The 22858-nt window shown below is 73.2% G+C and carries 17 protein-coding genes; 8 read left to right on the top strand and 9 right to left on the bottom strand.

All coding sequences use genetic code 11. The features are described 5' to 3' along the window. On the bottom strand, positions 1-481 hold a 481-nt coding region (locus B9S57_RS00795), incomplete at its 3' end, for a PucR family transcriptional regulator ligand-binding domain-containing protein (RefSeq protein WP_181011189.1). Positions 482-596: 115 nt separating this feature from the next. Here B9S57_RS00795 and B9S57_RS00790 point away from each other — a divergent pair. The 7 genes from B9S57_RS00790 to B9S57_RS00760 all read left to right on the top strand — a co-directional run bounded on the left by B9S57_RS00790 (position 597) and on the right by B9S57_RS00760 (position 11998). Continuing rightward, entirely contained in the window at positions 597-2060 is a 1464-nt protein-coding gene (locus B9S57_RS00790; protein WP_103513589.1) for a sodium:solute symporter, read from the top strand. A 121-nt stretch (positions 2061-2181) separates the two neighbouring features. Beyond that, a complete protein-coding gene (gene speB, locus B9S57_RS00785; RefSeq protein ID WP_103513588.1) occupies positions 2182-3150 on the top strand; it encodes an agmatinase in 969 nt (322 codons plus the stop codon). Further along, the gene (locus tag B9S57_RS00780; protein ID WP_103513587.1) at positions 3147-4829 is read left to right on the top strand and encodes a thiamine pyrophosphate-binding protein; all 1683 of its coding nucleotides are present in this window, start codon (positions 3147-3149) and stop codon (positions 4827-4829) included. The genes speB and B9S57_RS00780 overlap by 4 nt, the downstream gene beginning before the upstream one ends. A gap of 212 nt (positions 4830-5041) precedes the next feature. Further along, entirely contained in the window at positions 5042-5902 is an 861-nt protein-coding gene (locus tag B9S57_RS00775) for a serine hydrolase (protein WP_103513586.1), read from the top strand. Positions 5903-6128: 226 nt separating this feature from the next. Then, complete coding sequence (locus B9S57_RS00770; RefSeq protein ID WP_103513591.1) at positions 6129-9893, top strand: ABC transporter ATP-binding protein; 3765 nt, start codon at positions 6129-6131, stop codon at positions 9891-9893. A 72-nt stretch (positions 9894-9965) separates the two neighbouring features. After that, positions 9966-10439 carry a hypothetical protein gene (locus B9S57_RS00765; RefSeq protein ID WP_258036150.1) on the top strand — a complete coding sequence of 158 codons (474 nt, stop codon included), beginning with the start codon at positions 9966-9968 and terminating at the stop codon, positions 10437-10439. Between the two features lie 77 nt (positions 10440-10516). Next, entirely contained in the window at positions 10517-11998 is a 1482-nt protein-coding gene (locus B9S57_RS00760) for a S28 family serine protease (protein ID WP_103513585.1), read from the top strand. A 200-nt stretch (positions 11999-12198) separates the two neighbouring features. Here B9S57_RS00760 and B9S57_RS00755 read toward each other — a convergent pair whose 3' ends face one another. Both B9S57_RS00755 and B9S57_RS00750 read right to left on the bottom strand, forming a co-directional pair. Continuing rightward, entirely contained in the window at positions 12199-14055 is a 1857-nt protein-coding gene (locus B9S57_RS00755) for a glycoside hydrolase family 3 protein (RefSeq protein ID WP_103513584.1), read from the bottom strand. Positions 14056-14232: 177 nt separating this feature from the next. Further along, complete coding sequence (locus B9S57_RS00750; RefSeq protein WP_103513583.1) at positions 14233-15144, bottom strand: LysR family transcriptional regulator; 912 nt, start codon at positions 15142-15144, stop codon at positions 14233-14235. A 99-nt stretch (positions 15145-15243) separates the two neighbouring features. Between B9S57_RS00750 and B9S57_RS00745 the strand changes: the two genes are divergently transcribed. Next, on the top strand, positions 15244-16149 hold the full coding sequence (locus tag B9S57_RS00745) for an EamA family transporter (RefSeq protein ID WP_103513582.1): 906 nt from the start codon (positions 15244-15246) through the stop codon (positions 16147-16149). Between the two features lies 1 nt (position 16150). Here B9S57_RS00745 and B9S57_RS00740 read toward each other — a convergent pair whose 3' ends face one another. From B9S57_RS00740 to B9S57_RS00715, 6 genes are all read right to left on the bottom strand, one after another. Next, a complete protein-coding gene (locus tag B9S57_RS00740; RefSeq protein WP_103513581.1) occupies positions 16151-16939 on the bottom strand; it encodes a sugar phosphate isomerase/epimerase in 789 nt (262 codons plus the stop codon). 108 nt (positions 16940-17047) lie between these two features. Then, on the bottom strand, positions 17048-17629 hold the full coding sequence (locus B9S57_RS00735) for a GAF domain-containing protein (protein ID WP_103513580.1): 582 nt from the start codon (positions 17627-17629) through the stop codon (positions 17048-17050). A gap of 4 nt (positions 17630-17633) precedes the next feature. Continuing rightward, positions 17634-18515: a S8 family serine peptidase gene (locus B9S57_RS00730; RefSeq protein ID WP_103513579.1), complete on the bottom strand. Its 882-nt coding sequence runs from the start codon at positions 18513-18515 to the stop codon at positions 17634-17636. Positions 18516-18518: 3 nt separating this feature from the next. After that, a complete protein-coding gene (locus tag B9S57_RS00725) occupies positions 18519-21737 on the bottom strand; it encodes an adenylate/guanylate cyclase domain-containing protein (protein WP_103513578.1) in 3219 nt (1072 codons plus the stop codon). 97 nt (positions 21738-21834) lie between these two features. Continuing rightward, positions 21835-22071 (bottom strand): aroma-sacti cluster domain-containing protein, encoded by a 237-nt coding sequence (locus B9S57_RS00720; RefSeq protein WP_103513577.1) that lies wholly within the window; start codon positions 22069-22071, stop codon positions 21835-21837. Then, the gene (locus tag B9S57_RS00715) at positions 22068-22751 is read right to left on the bottom strand and encodes an iron-containing redox enzyme family protein (RefSeq protein ID WP_181011190.1); all 684 of its coding nucleotides are present in this window, start codon (positions 22749-22751) and stop codon (positions 22068-22070) included. Before B9S57_RS00715 ends, B9S57_RS00720 begins: the two co-directional genes overlap by 4 nt. Positions 22752-22858 lie beyond the last annotated feature (107 nt).

Here is a 22858-nt window from a genome sequence, read left to right as displayed (position 1 = left end):
GCACCGCGGGCACCGGATCCGGGCGGGCCGCCGCGGTCGCCAGGGCCTGCTGGGCCCGGGTCACCCGGCGCAGCTCGCGGTGGCGGGCCTCCGCCATCAGCCGCCACACCGCGCGGGCGACCGCTGCGAAGGGCGTCGCGGGCGGCACCTCCAACAGGGGCAGTCCGTGCCGGTCGCACGCCTCCACGAGGGCGGCCGGCACGGTGTCGTGGACCGGCGCCACCCCGAAGCCGAGCGCCGACGCCCCCGCCTGGACGATCCGGGCGACGTAGGTGTCCGCGTCATCGAGCTGGACCCCGGCGGTCAGCAGCAGCTCGCCGCCGAGCAGATACGGATACGGGTCGGCCATCTCCGAGGTGTGCACCCAGAGCAGATCGGCGTGGTCCGGACCGGCGATCCGGCGCAGCCCCAGCTCCTCCCGGCCCAGCAGCGCGGCCAGGGGGATGGGAGGGGCGGGAGGCCCGGCAGGGGAGTCCGGCATGGACGGTCCATCCATTCAGCGGATCGAAGATGGAGGAAACGTACACTTCAGCGTCGGCTTCCGGCCACCTAGCGTCTTCACCAACCTGTTGAACGCGTGGAACGGAGGGAAGCCCATGGCTGTCGACTACGCCGTGATCGTCGTCTACCTGCTCGGCATGCTCGCCATGGGCTGGTGGGGCATGCGCCGCGCCAAGTCCAAGAGTGAGTTCCTGGTCGCGGGACGGCGGCTCGGACCCTGGATGTACTCCGGCACGATGGCCGCGATCGTCCTGGGCGGCGCCTCGACGATCGGCGGCGTGGGCCTCGGCTACCAGTACGGGCTCTCCGGTGCGTGGATGGTCTTCGCGATCGGCCTCGGGCTGCTCGCCCTCTCCGTCTTCTTCTCCGCCCGCATCGCCCGGCTGAAGGTCTACACCGTCTCCGAGATGCTCGACCTGCGCTACGGCGGCCGGGCCGGGGTCATCTCCGGCGTCGTCATGTGGGCGTACACGCTGATGCTCGCGGTCACCTCGACCATCGCCTACGCCACCATCTTCGACGTCCTGTTCGACGTGAACCGGACCGTCGCGATCATCCTCGGCGGCGCCATCGTCGTCGCGTACTCGACGCTCGGCGGCATGTGGTCCATCACGATCACCGACATGGTGCAGTTCGTCGTCAAGACGATCGGTGTCCTGCTCCTCCTCCTGCCGATCGCCGTCGTCAAGGCCGGTGGCTTCAGCGAGATGAAGGCGAAGCTGCCCACCGAGTACTTCGACCCGCTGGGCATCGGCGGCGAGACGATCTTCACGTACGTCCTGATCTACACCTTCGGCATGCTGATCGGCCAGGACATCTGGCAGCGCGTGTTCACCGCGCGCAACGACACGACCGCACGCTGGGGCGGCACCGTCGCCGGCACGTACTGCCTCGTGTACGCCATCGCCGGCGCCGTCATCGGGACGGCGGCCAAGGTGATGTACCCGACGCTCCCCAGCGCGGACGCGGCCTTCGCCACGATCGTCAAGGACGAGCTCCCGGTCGGCGTGCGCGGGCTGGTGCTGGCCGCCGCGCTCGCCGCGGTGATGTCGACCTCCTCCGGCGCGCTGATCGCCTGCGCCACCGTCGCCAACAACGACATCTGGTCGCGACTGCGAGGCGTCGTGGCGAAGGACGGTGCCGAGGAGCGGGACGAGGTCAAGGGCAACCGGGCCTTCATCCTGATCATGGGTGCCCTCACCGTCCTGATCTCCATCGCGCTCAACGACGTCGTCCAGGCGCTGACCGTCGCCTACAACCTGCTGGTCGGCTGCCTGCTGGTGCCGATCCTCGGCGGGCTGCTGTGGCGTCGCGGCACGGCCTCCGGGGCCCTGGCCTCCGTTGCCGTCGGCGGTGTCGCCGTCATCGGGCTGATGGCGGGCTACGGGATCCTCGCCAACGAGCCCATCTACTACGGTCTGCTCGCCTCGCTCGCGACGTACGCCGTCGTCTCGCTGGCCACGAAGCCGACCGACCCGGCCGTGCTGAGCGCCTGGCGCGAGCGGCTGGCCGGGCGGGGGACCGAGGACCCGGCGACCCCGGACCCGGTCACCGTCTGACCCCGGTACCCGCCGCCTCGTGGCCCGTCGGCCGAACGGGCCCCGAGGCGGCCCCTGACAGACTGATCACCGTATGAACGCCCACACGGCGTGCATGGCTGAACGAAAGGCACCCGCACCCATGAGCAGCAACGAAGCGCCGCGCGGCCCCGTCGACTCCTCCCGCGTCCCGCGGTACGCCGGACCCGCGACGTTCGCCCGGCTGCCGCGGCTCGACGAGGTCGGCACCGCCGATGTCGCCGTCGTCGGCGTGCCTTTCGACACCGGTGTCTCCTACCGCCCCGGCGCCCGCTTCGGCGGCAACGCGATCCGCGAGGCCTCCCGGCTCCTGCGCCCCTACAACCCGGCGCAGGACGCCTCGCCCTTCGCGCTCGCGCAGGTCGCCGACGCCGGTGACATCGCCGCGAACCCCTTCAACATCAACGAGGCCGTCGAGACCATCGAGGCCGCCGCCGACGACCTCCTGTCCACCGGCGCCCGGATGATGACGCTCGGCGGCGACCACACCATCGCGCTGCCGCTGCTGCGTTCCGTCGCGAAGAAGCACGGCCCCGTCGCCCTGCTCCACTTCGACGCCCACCTCGACACGTGGGACACCTACTTCGGAGCCGAGTACACCCACGGCACCCCGTTCCGCCGCGCCGTCGAGGAGGGCATCCTCGACACCGAGGCGCTGTCCCACGTCGGCACCCGCGGCCCGCTCTACGGCAAGCAGGACCTCACCGACGACGCCAAGATGGGCTTCGGCATCGTCACCTCCGCCGACGTCATGCGGCGCGGCGTCGACGAGGTCGCCGACCAGCTGCGGCAGCGCATCGGCGACCGGCCGCTCTACATCTCCATCGACATCGACGTCCTCGACCCGGCGCACGCCCCGGGCACCGGCACGCCCGAGGCCGGTGGCCTCACCTCGCGCGAGCTCCTGGAGATCGTGCGCGGACTCTCCTCCTGCCACCTCGTCTCGGCCGACCTCGTCGAGGTCGCCCCGGCGTACGATCACGCGGAGATCACCTCCGTCGCCGCCTCGCACACGGCGTACGAGCTGACGACGATCATGTCCCGCCAGATCGCGGAAGGCCGCACCAAGTGAGTCACGACCACGACGACCGGCCGCGGCTCACGGCCGCCCAGGCGGCGGCCGCGCTCGCACCTCCGGCCGGACGCAACGGCGGCGACCTGGTCGTCGAGACCCTCCAGGGTCTCGGGGCCACCACCGTGTTCGGCCTGCCCGGCCAGCACGCGCTCGGCATGTTCGACGCGCTGCGCCGCTCCTCCCTCGCGTACGTCGGCCTGCGCGTCGAGAACAACGCGGGCTTCGCCGCCGACGCCTACGGGCGGATCACCGGCGAGGTGGCACCCCTGCTGCTCTCCACCGGTCCGGGCGCCCTGACCTCCCTGGCCGCGCTCCAGGAGGCGGCCGCCGCCTCCGCTCCCGTGCTCGCGATCTCCAGCCAGATCCCCACCGCCGGCCTCGGCGGCGGACGCCATGGTTACCTGCACGAGCTCCGCGACCAGAAGGCGTCCTTCCGGGACGTCGTGAAGTCCGTGCACACGGTGCGCACGGCGTCGCAGGTGCCCTCCGCCATCGCCGCCGCCTGGGAGTCCGCGCTGACCGCCCCGCACGGGCCGGTCTGGGTGGAGATCCCGCAGGACGTCCTGCTCGCCGAGACGGTCCTGCCCGTCGTCAGCGCCCTCGACGCCACCCCGCGCCCGCTGTACCCGCGCCCCGAGCTGACCCTCGCGGCCGCCCACCTCCTCGCGAACGCGGAGCGCCCGGCGATCATCGCGGGCGGCGGGGTCGTGCGCTCCGACGCGGCCGGCAAGCTGCGCGCGCTCGCGGAGAAGATCGACGCCCCGGTCGTCACCACCTTCGGCGGCAAGGGCGCCTTCCCCTGGGAGCACCCGCTCTCGCTCCAGTCCTGGCTGGAGGACCGGTACACCACGGACTTCCTGGAGTCCGCTGACGTCCTGCTGGTCGTCGGCTCGGGGCTCGGGGAGCTCTCCTCGAACTACCACACGTTCGCCCCGCGCGGCCGGGTGATCCAGATCGAGGCCGACGCCGGGAAGCTGGAGTCCAACCACCCCGCGCTCGGCATCCACTCCGACGCCCGCGAGGCCCTCGCCGACCTCCTGGAGGCCGTGGAGCCCCGCCAGGACCCGGAGGCCTCGACGCGTGTCAGTGCCCTGCTGGGCAAGGTGCGCGACCGCATCGAGGCCCAGGACCTCACGCTGGAGCGGCAGGTGATCGCCTCCGTCCGTGAGGCGCTGCCCGACACCTCGCCCAGCTTCTGGGACATGACGATCCTGGCCTACTGGGCGTGGTCCGCCTTCGACGCCCGCCACCCGAACACGATGCACTCGGCGCAGGGCGCGGGCGGTCTCGGCTACGGCTTCCCGGCGGCGATCGGAGCAGCCGCGGCCGACCGCACCAAGCCGGTCCTCGCGGTCTCCGGCGACGGCGGCGCGATGTACTCGATCGCCGAGCTGGCCACCGCGCGCCAGTACGACCTGCCCGTCACCTGGCTGATCGTCGACGACGGGGGCTACGGCATCCTGCGGGAGTACATGACGGGCGCCTTCGGCGAGGCCACGGCGACCGAGCTCTCCCGCCCGGACTTCGTCGCGCTGGCCGAGTCCTTCGGCGTCCCCGCGGTCCGTACGACCCCGGAGACCCTGGCCGCCGACCTGGGCAAGGCCATCGCGGCCCCCGGCCCGTCGGTGGTGGTGCTCCCCGCGCTGCTGAGGATGTTCGAGCCGACGCACCTGTGATCCGGGACCTCCCGTCCGGCCCTGCCCGGGCGGGAGGAACCGCGTGGCGTCGGTCACCCCGTCCGGCCCGGAAGCCCTGCCCCCCGGGGGAGGAGCTGGGGCGGTCCGGAGGTCTGTGCCATGGGCCATAGCCCGTTCTGTCCGTTTCTGCGCATCATGCTCCGGGTGCCCCGCAGGGCGCGACGACGAGACGCGACAGTGCGGAGGCCGACATGACTCACCAGCGGACGTCCCGGTACTCCCGGGCCGCGTTCTGTGCCGCTCTGGTGGGCGGCGTACTCGCCCCGGCGACCGCGGTGGCGTCCCCCGCCGCCCCGCCCCCCGCTGTCTCCTGCGTCTCGGGCCGGGCCGGTCTCGCCGCGGAACTGTCCAGGGACATCACCGCGGCCCTCAAGGGGCGCGAGTCCACCACCGCCCTGGCGGTGGTGGACCACCGGACCCGTACGACGTGCACGCTGCGGCCCACCCAGCGGGTGGACTCGGCGAGCGTGGTCAAGGTCACGGCCCTCGCCGCATTGCTCTGGGACGCGCAGAAGACGCACCGGCCGCTCACCCCGCGCGAGAACAAGCTGTCCACGGCCATGATCACCAAGTCGGACAACGACGCGACCAGCGCGCTGTGGGACCAGCTGGGCCTGGCGAAGATCAAGAAGTTCCTCGAGGCGGCGGGCATGACCCGCACGGTTCCCGATCCCGGGGGCGCGTGGGGGCTCACCCAGATCACCGCCCAGGACGAACAGCGTCTGCTGTCCCTGGTGACGGCCGGGAACAAGGTCCTCGACGACCGCTCGCGGGCCTTCGTCCTGGACCGTATGCGCAAGGTCGTACCGGACCAGCGCTGGGGCGTTCCGGCCGGCGCGCCGGGCGACGCGACGGTCCAGCTCAAGAACGGCTGGCTGGAACGGTCCACGCACGGCTGGCGTGTGCACAGCGTCGGAGCGTTCAGCGGCAAGGGCCACGACTACGCGATCACCGTCCTCACGCAGGACAACAGGACGATGGACGACGGCATCGGCACCATCCAGGCCGTCTCCCGGGCCGTCCACAAGGACATCGGGCCCGCCACCGGCTGAGGGGCCGTGCACTCCACCGATCGTGGGGCCACGGGTGGACCGTGCCGAGTTCCGGCCCGGCTCACCGATCCGGCCCGGAACACCGCAGGTCCTAGGACCACCCGCCCCCGGTTCCGCCCATCGGCCGAGAACGACCGCGGAAGGATGAAATCCGCAGCTGACCGCGTTGGAGACAAGCGGCAGGACCAGGCGGGGCAACGGGGCGACACAGGAGGCACGGGTGGGCGTGGAGAAACGGGACGCAGCGAAACAGGGCGCGGAGCCGCAGGAGGCGGCGACGCAGGGGTGGGGCCGGAGGCTGACCGGTTACGCATGGCGCTACCGGCGCAATGTCGTGCTGGCGCTCGGTTCGTCGCTCGTGGGCATGGGCGTCATGGCGCTCGTCCCGCTCATCACCAAGGTGATCATCGACGACGTCGTCGGCAGTCACACCCGCTCCCTCGGGGTCTGGACCGGCCTGCTCATCGGGGCAGCCGTCCTCGTCTACGCCGCCACCTTCGTCCGCCGCTACTACGGCGGGCGGCTCGCCCTCGACGTCCAGCACGACCTGCGGACCGAGATGTACGACACGCTGACCCGGCTCGACGGGAAGCGGCAGGACGAGCTCTCCACCGGTCAGGTCGTCGGGCGTGCCACCAGTGACCTGCAGCTGATCCAGGGGCTCCTCTTCATGCTCCCGATGACCATCGGGAACGTCCTGCTCTTCCTCATCTCCCTGGTGATCATGGCGTGGCTCTCGCTGCCCCTGACCTTCGTCGCCCTCGCCGTCGCCCCCGCCCTCTGGTTCATCGCCCGCCGCTCCAAGGCCCGGCTCTTCCCCGCCACCTGGTACGCCCAGAGCCAGGCCGCGGCCGTGGCCGGGGTGGTCGACGGGGCCGTCTCCGGCGTCCGGGTCGTCAAGGGGTTCGGCCAGGAGGAGCAGGAGACCGGCAAGCTCCGCGAGGTCAGCCGCAGGCTCTTCGCCGGCCGGCTGCGCACGATCCGGCTGAACTCCCGCTACACCCCCGCGCTCCAAGCCGTCCCCTCGCTCGGCCAGGTCGCGATGCTGGCCCTCGGCGGCTGGCTCGCCACCCGGGGCGAGATCACGCTCGGCACGTTCGTCGCCTTCTCCACCTACCTCGCCCAGCTCGTCGGCCCGGTCCGGATGCTCGCCATGGTCCTCACCGTCGGCCAGCAGGCCAGGGCCGGTGTCGAGCGCGTCCTGGAGCTGATCGACACCGAGCCGTCCATGCAGGACGGCGCCAAGCGGCTTCCGGCCGACGCACCCGCGAGCGTCGAGTTCGACGACGTCCGCTTCGGCTATGACGAGGACCGCCCCGTCCTCGACGGGTTCTCCCTCACCATCGAGCCGGGCGAGACCGTCGCCGTGGTCGGCGCCTCCGGCAGCGGCAAGTCCACCGTCTCGCTCCTGCTGCCCCGGTTCTACGACGTGTCGCACGGCGCCGTCCTGGTCGGCGGCCACGACGTCCGGGAGCTCACCCAGGACTCCCTGCGGGCCGCGATCGGCCTCGTGCCGGAGGACAGCTTCCTCTTCTCCGAGTCCGTCGGCGCCAACATCGCCTACGGATATCCGGGCGCCACCCAGGAGCAGATCGAGCGGGCCGCGCGCGCCGCCCAGGCCCACGGCTTCATCTCCGCGCTGCCCGAGGGGTACGACACCAAGGTCGGCGAGCACGGCCTCACCCTGTCCGGAGGACAGCGCCAGCGCGTCGCCCTCGCCCGCGCCCTCCTCACGGACCCCCGGCTGCTCCTCCTCGACGACGCCACCTCCGCGGTCGACGCCCGCGTCGAGCACGAGATCCACGAGGTCCTGGCCCAGGTCATGGAGGGCCGCACCACCCTGCTGATAGCCCACCGCCGCTCCACCCTCGGCCTCGCCGACCGCATCGCCGTCCTCGACCGGGGGCGCCTCGCCGACATCGGCACGCACGCGGAGCTGGAGGGCCGCTCGGCGCTCTACCGCCGGCTGCTCACCGACCCGGACGAGATGGGCGGCACCTCTCCCGGCCATCAGCCGCAGGCCGTCCCGGTCCCCGAGGACGACCGTGCGCTCCAGGAGGAGCTGGACGCCGAGTTCGACGCCGAGCGCGGTGTCACCCCCGGGCTGTGGATCCGCAAGGAGGAGCAGCGCGACGAGGCCGTCGCCGGCATGCCCGCCACCCCCGAGCTCCTCGCCCAGGTCGAGGCGCTCCCGCCCGCCACCGACGCCCCCGCCATCGACGAGGCGAGCGCGGTGCGCCCGGAGAAGTCCTACGGCCTGCGCAGGCTGCTGCACGGCTTCGGTCTCCCCCTGCTGGTGAGCCTGGGGCTGGTGGCCGTCGACGCGGGCATGGGCCTGCTCCTGCCCGTGCTGATCCGGCACGGGATCGACGACGGAGTCACGAAGCTGGCGCTGGGCGCGGTCTGGGCGGCGGCCGGTCTCGGCCTGCTCTCCGTCCTCGTGCAGTGGCTGGCCCAGATCGGCGAGACCCGGATGACGGGCCGCACCGGCGAACGCGTGCTCTACTCCCTGCGTCTCAAGATCTTCGCGCAGCTCCAGCGGCTCGGCCTCGACTACTACGAGCGTGAGCTGACGGGCCGGATCATGACCCGGATGACGACCGACGTCGACGCGCTGTCCACGTTCCTCCAGACCGGCCTGGTCACCGCCTTCGTCTCCGTCGTGACCTTCTTCGGCATCACGGTCGTGCTGCTCGCCCTCGACGTCCAGCTGGCCCTGGTCGTCTTCGCGACCCTGCCCCTGCTGGTCATCGGCACGGTCTTCTTCCGCCGCAGGAGCGTGAAGGCGTACGAGCTCGCCCGGACACGTATCAGCGTCGTCAACGCCGACCTCCAGGAGTCCGTCTCCGGACTGCGGATCGTGCAGGCGTTCCGGCGCGAGCGCGACGGGGCCGAGCGCTTCGCGGCACGCAGCGACGACTACCGCCAGGCCAGGGTGCGCGGGCAGTGGCTGATCTCCGTCTACTTCCCGTTCGTGCAGCTGCTGGCCTCGGTCGCGGCGGCCTCCGTGCTGATCGTCGGTGCCGGCCGCGTCGACAACGGCACGCTGACCACCGGCGCGCTGGTCGCCTACCTGCTCTACATCGACCTGTTCTTCGCCCCCGTGCAGCAGCTGTCCCAGGTCTTCGACGGCTACCAGCAGGCGACCGTCTCCCTCGGCCGGGTCCAGGAGCTCCTGCGGGAGCCGACCTCCACGGCCGACCACGACGAGCCGCTGGACGTCACGTCGCTGAGCGGCGAGATCGCCTTCGAGGACGTGTCGTTCGCCTACACCGGCGAGGAGGAGGCCCTCACGGGCATCGATCTGCGGATCCCGGCGGGCCAGACCGTCGCGTTCGTCGGTGAGACGGGGGCGGGCAAGTCCACGCTGGTCAAGCTCGTCGCCCGCTTCTACGACCCGACGAGCGGGCGGGTCACCGCGGACGGCACGGACCTGCGCCGGCTCGACAGGACGGCGTACCGCCACCGGCTCGGAGTCGTGCCGCAGGAGTCCTACCTCTTCGAGGGGACGGTTCGCGACGCCATCGCCTACGGACTGCCGGAGGCCACCGACGCGCAGGTGGAGGCGGCGGCCAGGGCGGTCGGCGCGCACGACATGATCGCCACCCTGGAGGACGGCTACCTGCACGCGGTCGCCGAGCGGGGCCGCAACCTCTCCGCCGGCCAGCGTCAGCTGATCGCGCTCGCCCGTGCCGAGCTGGTCGACCCGGACATCCTGCTGCTCGACGAGGCGACCGCCTCCCTCGACCTGGCCAGCGAGGCCCAGGTCAACCAGGCGACCGACCGGCTGGCGGGGAGGCGTACCACGCTGGTCGTCGCCCACCGGCTGACGACGGCCGCGCGCGCCGACCGGGTCGTGGTGATGGACCGGGGCCGGGTGGCCGAGGACGGCACGCACGACGAGCTGCTGGCCAGGGACGGTGCGTACGCCCGGCTGTGGCGCACCTTCATAGGGGAGGGCATAGGCGAGGACGCCCCCGTGGGTGTCTGACCCTCCTCCGCAACCTGAAGGCCCTCTCCCCGCGTCGTACCTCCATGCGTACGTGTGTTCAGTGAGGGCAGTGTGTTCGACGAGACGGGCGGGGTGGACGGTGTGGTGAGACCACTGAGGTCATGGGGGCCGAAGAAGCGGACGGGACGGACGGGGCGTCCGGCTGGCCGGCGTACGGTCGCGGCGTTCGTCCTCCTGCCGCTGCTCGGGGCCCTGGGCCTCGTGCTGGGACCCACCGGGCCGGTCCCGGCGCAGGCCGCGTCGGCCTGCCCCGGACGCCTGGTCAAGACCGTGGCCTTCTCCACCGGTTCGCTGCGCGTCTACAAGAGCCGCGCCTACGCGTGCGCCGTCACGGTCGCCAAGAAGCCCGGCGCGCGCCGGGCGATGCGGGTGTCGCTTCAGCCGCGCGGCGGACACGCGGCGCTCGACAGCGGGAAGTTCACCACTCTGGCCGGTCCGGTCACGGTGCACGCGCTCAACCGCTGCGTCCGCGCCTCCGGTGCGGTCGGGGGTTCCTCCGGCTCGACCGGATGGATCCTGTGCTGAGATGCGAGTGGGTCTGGCGTGGCAGGTGTTACCCCCGCTAGGTTCACGGCGACTGTCGTGAATCAAGGGGAGGGTGCATGCGCAAGGCGCTCAGAGGCATTCTGTCGCTCGCGGTGCTCATAGGCACAGTGAGTGCGACCGGAGCCTCGGCCGGTGCGGCCACCGCCGCGGAACCGGCCGCGAAGCAGAGCAGCTCGACCAGCAGCAGCGAGAGCAGCGGCGAGGACATCAAGGACCGCATCCTGGCCATCCCGGGAATGAGCCTGATCGAGGAGAAGCCGTACCCCGGTTACCGCTTCTTCGTCCTCGAGTACACCCAGCCGATCGACCACAAGCACCCCTCCAAGGGGACCTTCCAGCAGCGCGTCACGCTGCTGCACAAGGACACGGCCCGCCCCACGGTCTTCTTCACCAGCGGGTACAACGTCTCGACCAACCCCAGCCGCAGCGAGCCGACGCAGATCATCGACGGCAACCAGGTCTCCCTGGAGTACCGGTTCTTCACCCCGTCGCGCCCGGCTCCCGCCGACTGGTCGAAGCTCGACATCTGGCAGGCCGCCAGCGACCAGCACCGCGTCTTCACGGCGCTGAAGAAGATCTACTCCGAGAACTGGCTGACCACCGGCGGATCCAAGGGCGGCATGACCGCCACCTACTTCGAGCGCTTCTACCCGAAGGACATGGACGGCGTCGTCGCCTATGTCGCGCCCAACGACGTGGTCAACAAAGAGGATTCGGCGTACGACCGGTTCTTCGCGCGCGTCGGCACCAAGGAGTGCAGGGACCGGCTGGGCGGTGTCCAGCGTGAGGCGCTCGTCCGCCGGGAGCCGCTGGAGGAGAAGTACGAGGCGTACGCCGCGGAGAACGGCCTCACCTTCCGCACGGTCGGCACGCTCGACCGGGCGTACGAGGCCGTCGTCATGGACTACGTCTGGGCGTTCTGGCAGTACAGCCTGCTCGCCGACTGCGAGTCCATCCCGGCCGACGCCCCGAACGCCACCGACCAGGAGATCTGGGACTCCATCGACGGCATCTCGGGCTTCTCCGCCTATGCGGACCAGGGCCTGGAGACCTACACGCCGTACTACTACCAGGCAGGCACCCAGCTCGGCTCGCCCGACATCCGGCAGCCCTGGCTCGGCAAGCTCAGCCGCTACGGCTACCAGCCGCCCCGCAACTTCGTCCCCCGCTCCATCCCGATGAGGTTCGACTCCTCGGCGATGCGGGACGTGGACCGCTGGGTGCGGAACAACGCCCGCCGGATGCTGTACGTGTACGGGGAGAACGACCCCTGGGGTGCCGAACCCTTCCGCCTCGGCCACGGTGCCCGTGACAGCTACGTCTACACCGTGCCGGGCGGCAACCACGGCTCCAAGGTCGCCGGCCTCGTCGCCGACGAGAAGGCGAAGGCCACCGCGGCCATCCTCCGCTGGGCCGGGGTCGCACCCGCGGCCGTCGAGGCCGACCCGGCGAAGGCGAAGCCCCTCGCGACGTTCGACGCCCGCCTCGACAAGCGGGACGACGAACTCCAGCGGGACCGGGGCACGCTGCGGCCGTAGTACCGCGGCCCCGCGCCGACGTGGGCTGTGCCCGCCGGGTGTCGTGTCACACCCGGTGGGCGCAGCCCACCGGTCTGTCCCCGCCCAGTCGTACATACAGGTCCGTGGCCCCCGGTGCGCCCATGAGGGCGTGCACCCGGCGTGACCCGCCGGAGCGGGCGCACGCCAGGTGCACGGGGTGTTCTTGGCCCTTTGGGTGGTTACGCCGAAGGTCTGGCGTGGGAGCGGTAGGACAGCCCGTAGCCGACGGGGTACAGCGCCTGCGCGGGAGCGTCCGCCCGCTGCACCGGGACCGGGAGCCTGCCCTCCGGATCGGCCCGGCCCGCGATCACGCGTGCGGCCGCCCGGAGTTCGACGTCGGTCCAGGAGTACGTGGCGAGGCTCGCCGCGTACCCCGTCCCGGCCAGCTGCGCGATGTCGTACGGATTACGGATCGCGACCGTGATCACCGGGACGCCGGTCGCCGCGAGGGCGCTGACCAGGGTGCGCTGGGAGCTGGTCGCCGTGACGTTGTAGGTGCCCACGACCACCGCGTCCCTGCCCTGCGCCGCGGCCACCGCCTCCGCGATCTTCGCCGTGGTGGGGGCCGTGCCGGTGGACAGCGCGGTCGCCACGTGGCCCAGCTCCTCGAAGGCCCCGGCCAGTGTGGTCGTCGGGGGGCCGGTCGTGCCCGAGGGGGAGGCGGGATCGGCCCCCACCACCAGGAGGTTCCTGTGCGACCGCCGGGAGAGCGGCAGCAGCGAACCGGTGTTGGCCAGCAGGGTCGTCGTCCGCTCGGCGATCCGGTCGGCGGCGGCCAGATGGGACCGGGTGCCGACGGTGCGGTCGACGCCCCGGTGGGTGACGTAGGGATCGCGGAAGAGCCCCAGCTTCGTCTTCAGCCGCAGGATGCGCAGGATCGATTCCTCGATGCGGGCCTCGCTGATCTCGCCGCCCCTCACCGCGCCGAGGACGGCGTTCCAGGCCACCTTGAGGTCCGGGGGGTTCAGGAGCTGGTCGACGCCGGCCAGGAGGGCGAGGACGGGGACCCGCTCGTCGCCGTACTTCGTACGGACCCCCTCCATCCCGAGGGCGTCGGTGACCACCACGCCGTCGTAGCCGAGTTCCTCGCGCAGGATGCCGGTGAGGATCGGGTGCGAGAGGGTGGCGGGGTCCTCCGACGGGTCCAGGGCGGGCACCACGATGTGCGCCGTCATGATCGAGTCGATGCCCGCGGCGACGGCCGCCCGGAACGGCGGGGCGTCCAGTTCCGCCCACTGCTCGCGGGTGTGGCTGATGACGGGCAGGCCCGTGTGGCTGTCGGTGCTGGTGTCCCCGTGGCCGGGGAAGTGCTTGGCCGTCGAGGCGACGCCGGCGCTCCGGTAGCCCTTCACCTGCGCGGTGACCATCCCGGCGACCGAGTCGGGGTCGGAGCCGAAGGAGCGTACGCCGATGACGGGGTTGGCCGGATTGACGTTCACGTCCGCGTCCGGCGCGTAGTTCTGGTTGATGCCCATGGCCGCCAGCTCGGCCCCGGCGATCCTGCCCGCCGTGCGCGCGTCGGTGCGCGAGCGGCCCGCACCCAGCGCCATCGCGCCCGGCAGCAGCGTCGCGGGCTCGCCGACCCTGCACACGATCCCGTGCTCCTGGTCCGTGGAGACGAGGAGCGGCAGGGGGGTCGGTCCGGCGAGCCCGGCCCGCTGGATGCCGTTGGAGAGGTCGGCGATCTGGTGCGGGTCGCGGGTGTTGTGCGCCCAGGCGAAGTAGATGATGCCGCCGACGTGGTACGTGGCGATCATCTCGGCGGCGTCGCGGACCCCGATCTCGGCGAGGTTGGCGTCGATGTCCGCCTGGTCGGGCTCGGTGGCGGAGTGCCCGTACACCCGCATCACGAAGAGCTGGCCGACCTTCTCCTCCAGGCTCATCCGGGCGATGAGCCGCTTGAGGCGGCTGTCCGTGGACATGCCGGTCGCGGCTGCGCTCGCGGTGCCGGGGAGAGCGGCGACGCCGGTCGCGGCGGCTGCCGCGGTGGCCGCCGTGGCGGTGAGGAGGGTGCGTCTGGAGGTGCGGTGGTGCACGTGAGCCCCTTCCGGTGCTGAAAGAAACTTCCAAGAAGGTACGGATATATGGAAAGTAACTACCAGTCAAGGGGGTCGCCCGGGAACGGCGCGCGACACGCGGGGCCACGGGCGGACATGCCCGGACATGGGGGCGGAGGCGGGGGTCGCCGGTCCGGCACGGAGGGCCGGCTCGCGTCAACCGGCCTTCCGGAGCACCTCGGCCGCCCCCTGGAGCGCCGACACCGCCGCGATGATCGAGGGCCGCCGCGCCGCCTCCGTGCGCCACAGTGCGTACAGCCGCCGCACCGGCACGGGGTCCAGCCGTACGGCGACCACGCCCGTCGGCAGCGGCCCGCGGCCCAGCCGGGGCATCATCGCCACGCCGAGTCCGGCGGCGACCAGGGCCAGCTGGGTGTGGTTCTCCTCCGCCTGGTGCCGGATGTCCGGCTCGCACCCCGCCGCCCGCAGCGTCCGTACGAGCCAGTCGTGGCACACCGTGCCGGGCGGCTGGCACACCCACCGCTCCTCGGCCAGCTCCTCCCGGCGCACCGCGTCCCGGGCCGCGAGGGTGTGTCCCTCGGGCACCAGCAGGTCGCACCGGTCCTCACCGAGCACCGCCTGGGCGAGGCCCTCCGGCGCGGGCAGCGGGGTGATGTCCCAGTCGTGGGCCACCGCGAGATCGACCACGCCCTTCGCCACCAGGTCGACCGAGAGGTGCGGATCGACCTCGGTGAGCCGTGCGTCCAGTGCCGGGTGCTCCCGGCCGAGCTCCGCCAGCACCCCCGGCAGCAGCCCGCGCGCCGCGGAGGCGAACGCGGCGATGGACAGCCGTCCCGTCGGCTGCCCCCTGCGCTGTTCGAGCACGGTCTCGGCCTGCTCCACGATGGCCAGCAACCGCTGTGCGGTGGAGGCCAGGTGGATCGCCTCCTCGGTGAGCGCCACCCCGCGCCCGCGCCGTTCGAGGAGCGTCGTACGGGTCTCCCGCTCCAGCTTGGTGATCTGCTGCGAGACCGCCGACGCGGTGTAGCCGAGCGCGGCCGCGGCGCCCGCGACCGAACCGTGGACGGAGACGGCGTGCAGGGCGCGCAGCCGGGACAGGTCGAGCACAGGGACCTCCGGGCGGACAGGAAGCGTGAGCGGTGCTTAATCCAACCATGAAGAAATCCGCGCTGGTGCTACATGGTCCGGGCGGCGGATGCTCGGTCCATGCGTCCCCTCCACATCGCCCTGGCCGCGCTGGTCGCCGCCGTCTGGGGTGTGAACTTCGTCGTCATCGAGCTGGGTCTCGCCCATTTCCCGCCCCTGCTCTTCTCCGCCCTGCGCTTCCTCGTCGCGGCGCTGCCCGCCGTGTTCCTCGTCGGCCGGCCCACGGTGGCCTGGAAGTACGTCATCGGCGTCGGTCTCGCCCTGGGGGTCGCCAAATTCGGGCTGCTCTTCATCGGGATGGACCGGGGGATGCCCGCCGGGCTCTCCTCCCTCGTCCTCCAGGTCCAGGCCGTCTTCACCGCCCTGTTCGCGGCCCTGGCCCTCTCCGAGCGGCCCGGCAGGAGGCGCGTCCTGGGGATGGGCGTCGCCCTCGCGGGCATCGGCGTCGCCGCGGTGGACGAGGGGGCGGGCGGACCCGTGCTCCCCTTCGCGCTGGTGATCCTGGCGGCTGCCTGCTGGGGCGTCTCCAACGTGATCACCCGCAAGGCGGCTCCGCCGGACTCCCTCAACTTCATGGTGTGGGTCTCGACCGTCCCCGTGCTGCCGCTGCTCGGCCTCTCCCTGCTCATCGAGGGCTGGGACCGGGACACCGAGGCCCTGGCCTCGCTCGACTGGACAGGTGCCGGAACCGTCGTCTACGTCGCCTGGATCTCCACCGTCTTCGGCTTCGGCGCCTGGGGCTTCCTGCTCCGGCACCACCCGGCCTCGTCGGTCGCCCCGTTCACCCTGCTGGTGCCCGTCTTCGGGATGTCCTGCGCCGCACTCCTCCTCGGCGAGGCGGTCAGCCCGCTGCGGTGGTGCGCCGCCGCGCTGCTGGTCGGCGGGGTGGCCCTGACCTCCCTGGGAGGGCGGCCCCGCCCCGCCGCGACCCCGTCCGTCCCGGAGACCCGGGCGGCGAGGGTCTGACCTACTGCTTCGGCGCGCCGAGCCGCAGCAGGTACTCCCGGCCCGCGGTCAGCAGCTCCGGCAGTGCGGCCGCGCCCTCGTACCAGCGCTTCTCGTACTCCCAGCAGACCCACCCGTCGGAGACCGGCGTGTCCAGGCACTCCTTCAGCGGCAGCGTCCCGGCACCGAGGGCCAGGGGGGTGGTGTCCTCGGCGGACGCGATGTCCTTCACCTGTACGTAGCCCAGGTGCGGGGCGAGCACCGCGTGGGTGGCCGCCGGTTCCTCGCCGGCCAGCCAGGTGTGCATGACGTCCCAGATCGCGCCGATCTGGCCGTGCCCGACCGTGCCCACGACCCGCGCCACATCGGCTCCGGCGCGGTGGGAGTCATGGGTCTCCAGGAGGATCCGCACCCCCTGGTCGGCGGCGTGCGGCGCGGCCGCACCCAGCCGCCTGGCGGCGGAGGCGTCGGCCTCGGCGGGGTCCTGGTCCCCGCCGCCGGGGAACACCCGGACGTACGCCGCCCCCAGGTCGCGCGCCAGCTCCACCAGCTCGGCCAGCCCGGCGATCACCGGCTCGTCGTCACCCTCGGCGGCGACCCGCACATACCCGGCGACGGTCAGGACCTCGACCCCGCCCCGCTTGAACTCATCCGCCACGGCGGCCCGTTCGAGCGCGGTGAGGCCCGGGTGCACCGGCTCCTCGGGGTGGGCGCGGAGCTCCACCCCCTGGTAGCCGTGCTCGACGGCGAGCCGCACCACGTCCGCCACGGGCATCCCCGGGACTCCGAGGGTCGAGAATGCGAGCTTCACGTGTGCGTGTCCTTCCGCTGGGGTCCGGCGCGTGAACGGCCCGGTGTCCTCCGGCTCCTGCCCGGGGGAACGGCCGCCACTCCCGCGCGGCACCCAGCGTACGGGCCCTCAGCCGGCACCCCGCAGCAGCCGTTCCAGACTGCCGAGCAACTGCAGCGCGTCCTCGCGCCGTTCCTCGTCCAGGGCCCGCGCCCCGGCGCCCGCCGGATGAGCGGAGAGCACCCGCAGGGCGGCCGCCGCCTGCCGGGCGAACATCGCGAGCAGATCCAGCTCACGGATACCCGACCGGGCCTGCGGCGAGGGGTCCAGGACCTCCAGCACCCCGAGGACCCGCGCGTCGCTGATCAGCGGGGCGGCCATCAGGGCGTCGGGGACGTAGGCGGTGGACTCGGCCAGCGAGCGGTCGAAGGACGAGTCCTGGCTCAGGTCGTCCACCACCATCGGCTCGCCCGAGGTCGCCACCCAGCCGGCGATGCCCCGTCCCGCGGGGAACCTACGCCCCACCAGGAATTCCTCGCCCTCCCCGGAGACCGCCTGGAAGACCAGCTCGTCCGCCTCCTCGTCCAGCAGGAAGACGGAGCTGGCCGCCGCCCCGAAGATCGCACGGGCCACGTCGACGACCGACTGGAGCAGCTCGTGCCGGGCGGCGTCGCCCGGGGCGGGGCCGGAGAGGGGGGCCGAAGGGAGCATGGCGTCAGTTCTCGGAGTCGTCACGGATGTCTCCTGCCGCTGTGGAAGGACGCGGGGCCGCGTGCACGTTGGCCGCGGACAGATAGAGGGCGTTCTTGAGCTGAAAAGCCGTCATCCTGGGGTGTCCGGAGAGGACACGCGCGCACAGCCCCGCGACGTACGGGGTGGCGAAGCTGTTCCCGGTGGTGCGGATCGATCTGCCGCCCAGCCACGGCACGGACACGTTCTGCCCCGGGCCGAAGAACTCCACCGGGGGCTCGGGGTTGTACAGGTGGAGTTCGTCGTCCTCCTGGTGGCTGCCCACGGAGATCACCGAGGCGAACCGCCACGGAAAGCTCTCCACGGGGGTGTTGTGCGCCGACGCGACGATCACCGTACGGCCGAAGTAGGCCCGGTCGGCGAGGCCGTGCAGCTCCTGGGCGAAGCGGGTCCGGGTCGTCGACAGGCTCAGGTTCACCACGTCGAAGCGCTGTTCCACCGCCCACCGCAGTCCGGCCATCAGGACGTCACCGGTGCCGGAGAAGCGCTCGCCGAGCACCCGGACGCTGTGGATCTCGCAGTCGGGCGCGGTGCGCCGGATGATCCCGGCGCACGCCGTCCCGTGGCCGCAGGTGTCGCCGGTGGCCGTCGGCTCGACCGTGATCGTGCCGTCCGCCGGGTCCTTGACCACCACCCAGGAGCTCTGCACCTCGCCCACCAGCGGGTGGTCGCGCTCCACCCCGGAGTCCACCACGCACACCCGGACACCGCGGCCCGTCGCCTGCTCACCGGGCAGGCCGCCCGGCGGGCCCTCGTCCGCGGGCACGGGGACATCCTCGGGGCCGCGCCCGCGCAGGCTCCAGGTGAGCCCCTGCCCCGGCGCCGTGCCCGTTCCGGTGCTTCCCATCGGTCAGCTCCTCTCCGTCGTGGTGACCATGGCCGCGTCCGGGACACAGCCGGCGGCCCGGCGGGCCCCCGGCAGATGCCCCTTGCCCGCGAAGTACGCACCCGCGGCGCGCGCCGCGGCCAGGGCGGAAGAACGCCGCCCCAGCGCGAACAGGGTCCGGGCCCGGTCCAGTTCGGCCGTCGCACGCACCAGCGGGGAGTCGGTGAGCAGGGAGTCCCGCACGGCCAGCTCCGCGAGGCCGGCCGCCTCCGCCGTACGCCCGTCAGCCGCGGCCATCCGGCCCCGCAGCCCGTTGAGGTCGACGGCGTCCGCACCGCTCAGCTCCGCCGTCTCCCCGACGCCCGCGATCCAGGCCGCCGCCTGCCGTGTCCGGCCCGCGTCGAGCTCGATCCGGGCCGCGTCCAGAGCCACGGCCGTCCGCAGGCCGCCCGCGTCGGCCAGCCGTGCCGCCTCGTCCGCCCGCGCCAGCAGTTCCAGTGCCGCGGTGCCGTGTCCGAGCAGCGCCTCCACCGCGGCCCGGAAGACCGGGAGGAACACCTCGGCCTCCGCGAAGCGCAGCGTCCCGGCCAGCTCCCGGGCCTCGGCCAGGCAGGCGTGTGCCTCGCGCGGCCGGTCCTGGAGCGCGTACAGCACGGCCAGCGGGCAGTTGAGGGTGAGCCGGACCGTCGGACGGCCCTCTCCGTGCGCTGCGAGCAGGGCGCGGCAGCGGTCCACCGCCTCGGGGGCGGGCGCCGGGCCGCGCCACAGGGAGATGCCGATGGCCCCGAGCGCCGCGGCCCGCTCCGGTTCCGCTCCGGCCAGCACGGCCTGCTCCAGGGCGCGCGCCTGATCGCGCTCGGCCTCCTCGTGCCGGCCGGCCTGCTGGAGGTGCTGGGCGAGCCTCAGATGGGACCGCGCCCGGCCGACCGCGTCCCCGGCGGCCTCGAAGACCGGCAGCACCGCCCGCGCCGTGGCCGCCAGCCCGGGACCGGGACCCGTGGGATCCAGCACGGCGAGCGCGAGCCTGGCGTGCGCCGACTCCACCGGGGCGGAGTCCAGATCGCGTACGCGGCGCAGCAGTTCGGCCCCGCTCCCGGCCCGCCCGAGCGCCACCCGGACCTCGCCGAGCCTGCGCACCGAACCCGCGTCGTCCGGGTCCAGCGCGACGGCCCGCTCCAGCAGGTCGTCCGCCCAGGCCAGGTCGGACCGGGAGGCGGCCTGCGCTCCGGCGCGGCCCAGTGCCGCGGCCGCACGGCCGCGCAACCGGGTGGTCCTGTCGTCGAGCAGTCCGAGCTCGGCCCGGTAGCGGTAGGCGCGTTCGAGATGGCCGCCGACGGCGCCGTCCCCGGCCCGCAGCACCCTGGGCAGCTCCGCCGACCAGGCGTGACGGTCCGCCTTCGCGCGCTTGGACAGCGACGCGTACGTCACCTCGTGCACCAGTCCGCTGCTGAAGCGGTACGCCGTCGTGTCCCGTCCCGTCGCCGGCTCCACCAGACGCCGGCGGGTCAGCGCCACCAGGAGCTCGTCGAGACGCCTCAGGCGGTCCCCCCGGCCGGGGGAGGGAAGGTTCACCACCGTGGGACCCCGCTGCTCCGACAACCGCGCGTGCGTCTCCAGGAGCAGGAGCTCCGCGGAGGTGAACTCGCGGCCGATCACGGCGGCGAGATCGACGACGGTCCGCTCGGCGCGGGCCAGCCCTCCGATCCGTGCGCCGAGCAACGCCTGGAGCGTGGGCGGCAGCCCGGAGCCGTCACCGTCGGCGGTGACCTTGTCGCCCCGGCCGTCCACCAGCAGTTGTTCCAGGTAGAGCGGATTACCCCCGGCGCGGGACAGCAGCCGCTCGTCCACCGGTCCGGCCCCGCCGTCGAGCCCGGCCAGCAGACCCGCGAGCCGGGCGCTCTCCTCGGGCGGCAGCCCCGCGAGCTGGAGGCAGTCCGTGGCGTCGGCCGCCCCGTCCGGGCGGCCCACGCAGATCATCAGCACGCCGGCGGACCCCGGGCCCTCCGCCAGGCGTTCCAGCGTGCGGGTCAGCAGGGGCGCGGCCTCGTGCGCGTCGTCGAGCACCAGCACGAAGGGCCGGTTCCGGGCGGCCCGGCCCAGGACCGTCGTCAGGGCCGCGCACATGTCCTCGAAGGGCGCGTTCGGCGTGCCGTCGCGCAGCAGGCCCGCGGAGAGCAGGGCCGTCGCATCGTCGGAGCCGGAGCCGGAGCCGGAGCCGGAGCCGGAGCCCAGCTCCGGGCCGGGCCCGTAGCCCGGCGCGGACCCCGGGCCCGGTCCGTCCGGCTGCGGTTCCGGGGCGTCGGCGAGGGCCGGCAGGCCGCGCAGGGCGTCGGCGAGGGGGGTCAGCGTGCCCTGGTCGCCGTATCCCCGGCACCGCCCCGCGCCGTAGGCGAGGGCCCCCGAGGCGGAGCGCAGCGCCAGCCACTCCCGTACCAGCCGGGTCTTGCCGACACCGGGCTCGCCGGTGACGCGCAGCAGACCCGCCCGGCCCCCGCGGCCGGCCGCCGACAGGGCCGCGTCCAGGGCCTGCCGCTCGGCGGCACGCCCGACGAAGGGGACGTCGAAGCGGCGCAGCAGCGCAGGGTCGTCCGCGCCCAGGGCGAGGAGCCGGTAGGCCTCCACGCTGTCCTGCTTGCCCTTCAGACGGAGCGGGCCGGTGGGCTCGGCGGAGACCGTGGGCCCCGCAGCCAGCAGGGTGTCCGGTCCGAGGAGGATCTCGCCCGCCCCGGCGTTCTGCTCCAGGCGTGCGGCGATGTTCACGGTCTCGCCCGACACCAGGGCCTGGCGCGCCGTCGCATCGCCACCGGCCACCACCTGACCGGTGTTGACGCCGACCCGGGTGGCCAGCCGGATGCCGAGCGTGGCGTCCAGCTCCTCGTTGAGCGCGGCCAGCGCGTCCCGCATCCCGAGCGCCGCCGCCAGCGCACGCCGCGCGTCGTCGTCCCGTACGACGGGTACGCCGAACACGGCCATCACGGCGTCGCCGATGAACTTCTCCGGGGTCCCCCCCTGGGCGACGATCTGTGCGCTCATCGCCTCGAAGTACCGCAAGGTCACGGTGCGCAGGGTCTCCGGGTCCAGGACGCCGGAGAGCGCGGTGGAGCCGACGAGGTCGCAGAAGAGCACCGTCACCGGCTTGCGCTCGTCCTCCACCGGGGCGGCGGCGACGGCGCACGGCGTCCCGCAGGACGAGCAGAACCGGGCGTCCTCCGGCAGGTCCTGGCGGCACGTGGTGCAGGTCATGACGGTCCTTTCCTCTCCGGGGGCGGGGCTGCCGCGCCGCCGGACCGGTACGGGGCCCGCGCGGGCCGCGGTGCGCGGCCCGCGCGGACGGCACGGCTCAGAACAGGGCGCCGCCGGCGATCTCGCCGTGCGCCTGGACCTCGGGTTCCACCGCGTCCAGCCGGCTCTTGATGTCCAGCAACACGGCCAGTTCCTCCTCCGTGAGTTCGCTGAGCACCAGGCGCTGTTCGTCGGAGAGCAGGTCCACCGGCAGGCCGGCCTCGTACAACGCGGCTGACAGCACCGGCTGTTCACCGCCCGAGGGGGTGCCGTTGGGGTCGTGCGGTCGGTTCATGGGGTGACTCCCGTCGGTGAGGAGGGTCCGGCTCCCCGGGGCGGCGGCGCCGCCCCGGAGCGCCCGAGCCGGACGAACAGCCGGGTGAGCGCGTCGAGGGAGTGCATGGCGCTGACCGTGACGTCGGATTCCTGGTCCCGCGTCAGGGGCAGCCTGTCCAGCAGCGCGTACAGCTCGTCCAGATGCCCCGTGTCCAGCGCGGCGTGCTCCCGGACCGTCCGCAGGGCGGTGTCGGGCAGGCCGGTCGTGGACGCGATGCGGGAGGTCAGGTCCGCGGCGGGCGCGTAGCCCTCCAGGACCGCGATGTAGCCGAGCAGGGCCACCGGGTGGTGGTGCTCGATCCAGTAGTACTGGGCCCCCGCGAGCGCGGCGACGACCGGTCCGGGCATCGGCCCGAGCGCGTCCTGGGGCGGGGAGCCGGCCGCCCGGATGTCCTCCAGCAGCCAGGTGTCGTGGCCCTCCTCCTCCTGGATGTGCTCACGCAGATACGCCGCCAGCGGGGCACCCAGCGGGTCGCCGCAGGCGTCCAGAAGGGTGGACCGCTCCAGGGCACGGAGCATCAGCGGGACGGAGGCGCGCACCACCGCGTGCATGGTGCACAGGTAGTGGCGGTAGCGCGGCAGCAGGTCCTCGGGGCGCCACAGGTGGTCCATCGCGTCCAGCAGCTCGTCGTCCAGCATCCGCAGGGTGACCCGCAGCCGCGCCGAGGAGCTCGGCCCCCGGGCCTTCACCGGGGCCCGCCCGCGACGGGCCCGCCCGCGACGGACCCGCGCGCGACGGACCCGCG

Source organism: Streptomyces sp. SM10 (genome assembly GCF_002910915.1).
Lineage (GTDB): Bacteria > Actinomycetota > Actinomycetes > Streptomycetales > Streptomycetaceae > Streptomyces.
Note: the sequence above shows the minus strand (reverse complement) of the source record. Positions and strands in the feature narration are given on the sequence as shown.